The 3,438-nt window shown below is 30.6% G+C and carries 7 protein-coding genes; 2 read left to right on the top strand and 5 right to left on the bottom strand.

Features of this window, described 5'->3' with window-relative positions; all coding sequences use genetic code 11:
• The 3 genes from NE054_RS07420 to dapA form a co-directional block, all read right to left on the bottom strand.
• A partial coding sequence (locus tag NE054_RS07420) for a DegT/DnrJ/EryC1/StrS family aminotransferase (protein WP_297890257.1) occupies nt 1-246 on the bottom strand: 246 nt, incomplete at its 3' end.
• Between the two features lie 10 nt (nt 247-256).
• Nucleotides 257-1,072 carry a Gfo/Idh/MocA family oxidoreductase gene (locus NE054_RS07415; protein ID WP_297890255.1) on the bottom strand — a complete coding sequence of 272 codons (816 nt, stop codon included), beginning with the start codon at nt 1,070-1,072 and terminating at the stop codon, nt 257-259.
• Between the two features lie 105 nt (nt 1,073-1,177).
• Entirely contained in the window at nt 1,178-2,059 is an 882-nt protein-coding gene (gene dapA, locus NE054_RS07410; protein WP_297890253.1) for a 4-hydroxy-tetrahydrodipicolinate synthase, read from the bottom strand.
• 74 nt (nt 2,060-2,133) lie between these two features.
• Between dapA and tsaE the strand changes: the two genes are divergently transcribed.
• Complete coding sequence (tsaE, locus tag NE054_RS07405; RefSeq protein ID WP_297890252.1) at nt 2,134-2,526, top strand: tRNA (adenosine(37)-N6)-threonylcarbamoyltransferase complex ATPase subunit type 1 TsaE; 393 nt, start codon at nt 2,134-2,136, stop codon at nt 2,524-2,526.
• A 13-nt stretch (nt 2,527-2,539) separates the two neighbouring features.
• On the opposite strand, the gene NE054_RS07400 is transcribed toward tsaE, so the two are convergent.
• Together NE054_RS07400 and rpsP are read right to left on the bottom strand one after the other, a co-directional pair.
• Nucleotides 2,540-2,779 (bottom strand): KH domain-containing protein, encoded by a 240-nt coding sequence (locus tag NE054_RS07400; protein WP_012674417.1) that lies wholly within the window; start codon nt 2,777-2,779, stop codon nt 2,540-2,542.
• 26 nt (nt 2,780-2,805) lie between these two features.
• The gene (rpsP, locus tag NE054_RS07395) at nt 2,806-3,042 is read right to left on the bottom strand and encodes a 30S ribosomal protein S16 (protein ID WP_297890248.1); all 237 of its coding nucleotides are present in this window, start codon (nt 3,040-3,042) and stop codon (nt 2,806-2,808) included.
• Nucleotides 3,043-3,148: 106 nt separating this feature from the next.
• Between rpsP and NE054_RS07390 the strand changes: the two genes are divergently transcribed.
• Nucleotides 3,149-3,412 carry a hypothetical protein gene (locus NE054_RS07390; protein WP_297890247.1) on the top strand — a complete coding sequence of 88 codons (264 nt, stop codon included), beginning with the start codon at nt 3,149-3,151 and terminating at the stop codon, nt 3,410-3,412.
• Nucleotides 3,413-3,438 lie beyond the last annotated feature (26 nt).

Here is a 3,438-nt window from a genome sequence, read left to right as displayed (position 1 = left end):
CATAAAGCTAAGAGATGGTACTATTACAACATCATCTTTTTTGCTTATTCCTATCGCTTTTAAAGCGATGTACAGTGCAGCCGTTCCACTACATACAGTATGACAAAAGGCAACAGAGATATACTCTTTGAAACTTTCTCTAAATTTTAAAGTCCATTTCCCTCTTGTTATCTGTCCACTTTTCATTATTTCTAAAACTGTATCTTCTTCTTCTTTTCCAAAGTAAGGTTTTATTATTGGTATCATCTTTACTCCTTTATATTTTTAATTTTTCAATTTCTTTTAAAATATTTAAAGCTCTGTAAGAGCTTTCATAAGATGGTTTTTTTATAAAATTTTCTATCATTAGTTTAAGTTTATCTGTACTATCTTTTTCAACGGTTTTTCCGGATGGATAGATTATTTTATCTTCTACAAAATCTAACAGGATATGCTCATCTTTTGACTTTAATATCCAACTTCTTTTTAAGAATGAATTTAACCAGGCTACTTTTAACTCAAACTCTGTAGTATCAGACTGAGCTTTTACATCGACAGTATTTCCTTCTATCTTTACATTTTTTATAGAAAAATTTCCAAAAAGGTAGCTAAATATATACAAATCATGCCAAGCAAGGTCAAAAAAAGGGTTTATGTATCCTTTTCCAAGATTCAGTCTATAACCTTCAACTTTATCTATATCTTTTTCCAACTCTAAATTTCTAATACTACTTGAATTTAGCTCGATTTCGGATACAGCTAAAAATACATTGTTTTTTATGGCATACTCTAAAGTTTCTTCAAAATCTTTTCTACTTAATGCAGGGGGTTTTTCTACCATTACGTTTATATTTCTTTCTATGGCTTTTTTTGCAATAGGAATATGAGAAATTGGAGAAGTTGCAACGAAAAGAATTTTTATATCTTCTTTATTTAATGCTCTTTCTAAATCTGTGTATTTTGGTACATTTTCCGGATACTTTTCAAACTGTGATGCTTGTGAATCTATAAGAACATAGTTTAATCCAAGTTCTTTAAATTTGTTTACATACTTACTTCCCATATTTCCAATGCCAACTATACCAACTTTCACAAAATTACCCCTAAACTTTTTCCATAAATTAAGCAAAAATTATACCAAAGAACAAACATTAAATTAAAAGAATTTTAACAATTCCTGATTTGAATTTTTGCAAAATTAAGAAATAAGATTGTGTTTTTTCAAAACCTCTTTTAATTTTTCTTCATTTTTTGAGTTCATGTAATATAAAGGTAATCTTAATTCTCCACTTTCTATAAGACCCATAAGGTATGCTGCAGTTTTAACAGGTATAGGGTTTGTTTCTATAAACAACACTTTAAATAAATCCCAGTACTGATTATGTATTTTTAATGCTTCATCAAACTTTCCTTCTAACGCAAATCTGCACATCTGAGAAATCTCTTTTGGGATGATGTTATTCGCAACGGATATTACACCTTTTGCACCTACAGCCATCATTGGAAGAGTAAGGGCATCATCTCCTGATAGAATGACTACATTTTCATTAGTTAATGATATCGTTTCAGAAACTCTCGCAACATTACCAGTTGCTTCCTTTATTCCTATGATGTTTGGAAAGTCCGAATATAACCTTGCAAATGTTTCCGGAAGCATATCAACACCTGTTCTTGATGGTATGTTATAAAGTATTAAAGGGATGTTAGTCTCTTCTGCTATAGCTTTAAAATGTTGGTATATACCTTCCTGAGTAGGTTTGTTGTAGTAAGGAACAACTTGCAAAGAAGCATCTGCTCCAACTTTTTCTGCAAACTTTGTCAGAAGTATTGCTTCATGAGTTGAGTTTGCTCCTGTTCCGGCTATTATAGGTATCTTTTTATCAGCATACTCAACGGCAAGTTCTATTAAAAGTTCATGTTCTTCGTATGTGAGTGTAGGAGATTCTCCGGTTGTTCCTGCTACAACTATCGCGTCAGTTTGGTTTTCTATGTGAAATTCTATTAATCTTTTGAGAGATTTCCTATCTAAGGAACCATCTTTAAATGGTGTTATTAGAGCAACTATTGAGCCATAAAACATATTTTCCTCCGGATTTAAAATGGTAGAATAATTATATTCTCTTTTAAAAAAACTTACAACTAAAAGGTGAATAAATGCAAGAGATATTAATAAAGGATTTAAAAGATTTAGATGAGTTTGCAAAATCCTTTGCTCAAAGATTAAAGGGAGATGAGATAATTCTGTTGGAAGGAGACTTGGGAGCCGGAAAAACTACTTTTACAAAATTTTTATTAAAGTATCTTGGAGTAAAGGAGGATGTTACATCTCCCACTTTTGGTATTATGAATGAGTATGAAGGTAGAGACTTTAACATTTACCATATCGATATGTATAGGATAGATAAATTCGATTTATCGGATATCATAGGAAAAGGTTTGATTATCATTGAATGGCCTAAAGAAAAAATTGAGTATAACAATGTCTATAGTATTAAAATAGAACCCTTAGAAAACGATGAGAGATTGTTTATTGTAAAGGGGGAATAACCCCCTTTAATTTTTATTCTAAAATTTCTAAAACTGCTTTTTTGTTTGCTTTTCTGGAAACCGCTGCAAGTATTGTTCTCATAGCTCTTGCAGTTCTACCCTGTTTTCCGATTACTTTACCTAAATCTTCCGGAGCAACCTTTAGCTCTACTACTGTGGTTTTCTCACCCTCAATCTCTTTTACTTCGACTTTCTCAGGGTGGTCTACGATAGCTTTTGCCATTTGTTCTACGATTTCTGTAAGTTTGCTCATCTGCCATTCCTCCTTTCAAGTAGTAGTTAATTTTCTAATCCGAAACTTTTAAGTATTTTTAAAGCTCTTTCTGATGGTTGAGCTCCCTTTTGAATCCATTCTTTGGCTTTTTCTACATTAATATTTCCGGTTTTTAGTATAGGGTCGTAGGTTCCTATATACTCTATAGCTTTACCTTCCCTTGGTTTTTTACTGTCAATGACAACCATTCTGTAAACCGGATGCTTTTTTCTTCCCGCTCTTGCAAGTCTTATTCTAACCAAAAGGATAACCTCCTTATCATAAAAAATTTTTGAATAATATATTATAACAGAAAAAGAAAAAATGTTTTATAATTTTTAAGTAAAGTTAAAAATTTAAGGTGGAGAGATGGTCTTATGTAAAATTCCTGTCTTTGACAAAGATAAAAATCTTTTTGGATACGAGATAAATTATGAAAAAGAGGAAGTTGATTTAAATCAAATGATAAAAAACTTTTATCATATAATATCCAATTTTGATATTAAAAGATCTTTAAACAACAAACAGGCTTTTATAAAAGTATCTCCGGATATTATCGTTTTTACAGATTTTTTAAATTTAATAACTCTAATTTCCAATTTAAATAATTTTAAAACAAACCAAGACAAGTAGCAAAACTTAAAGCTAAAATGAAGAAG

The organism is Sulfurihydrogenibium sp. (assembly GCF_027448985.1).
Taxonomy (GTDB): Bacteria; Aquificota; Aquificia; order Aquificales; family Hydrogenothermaceae; genus Sulfurihydrogenibium.
This window is presented reverse-complemented; position numbering and strand designations above follow the sequence as displayed.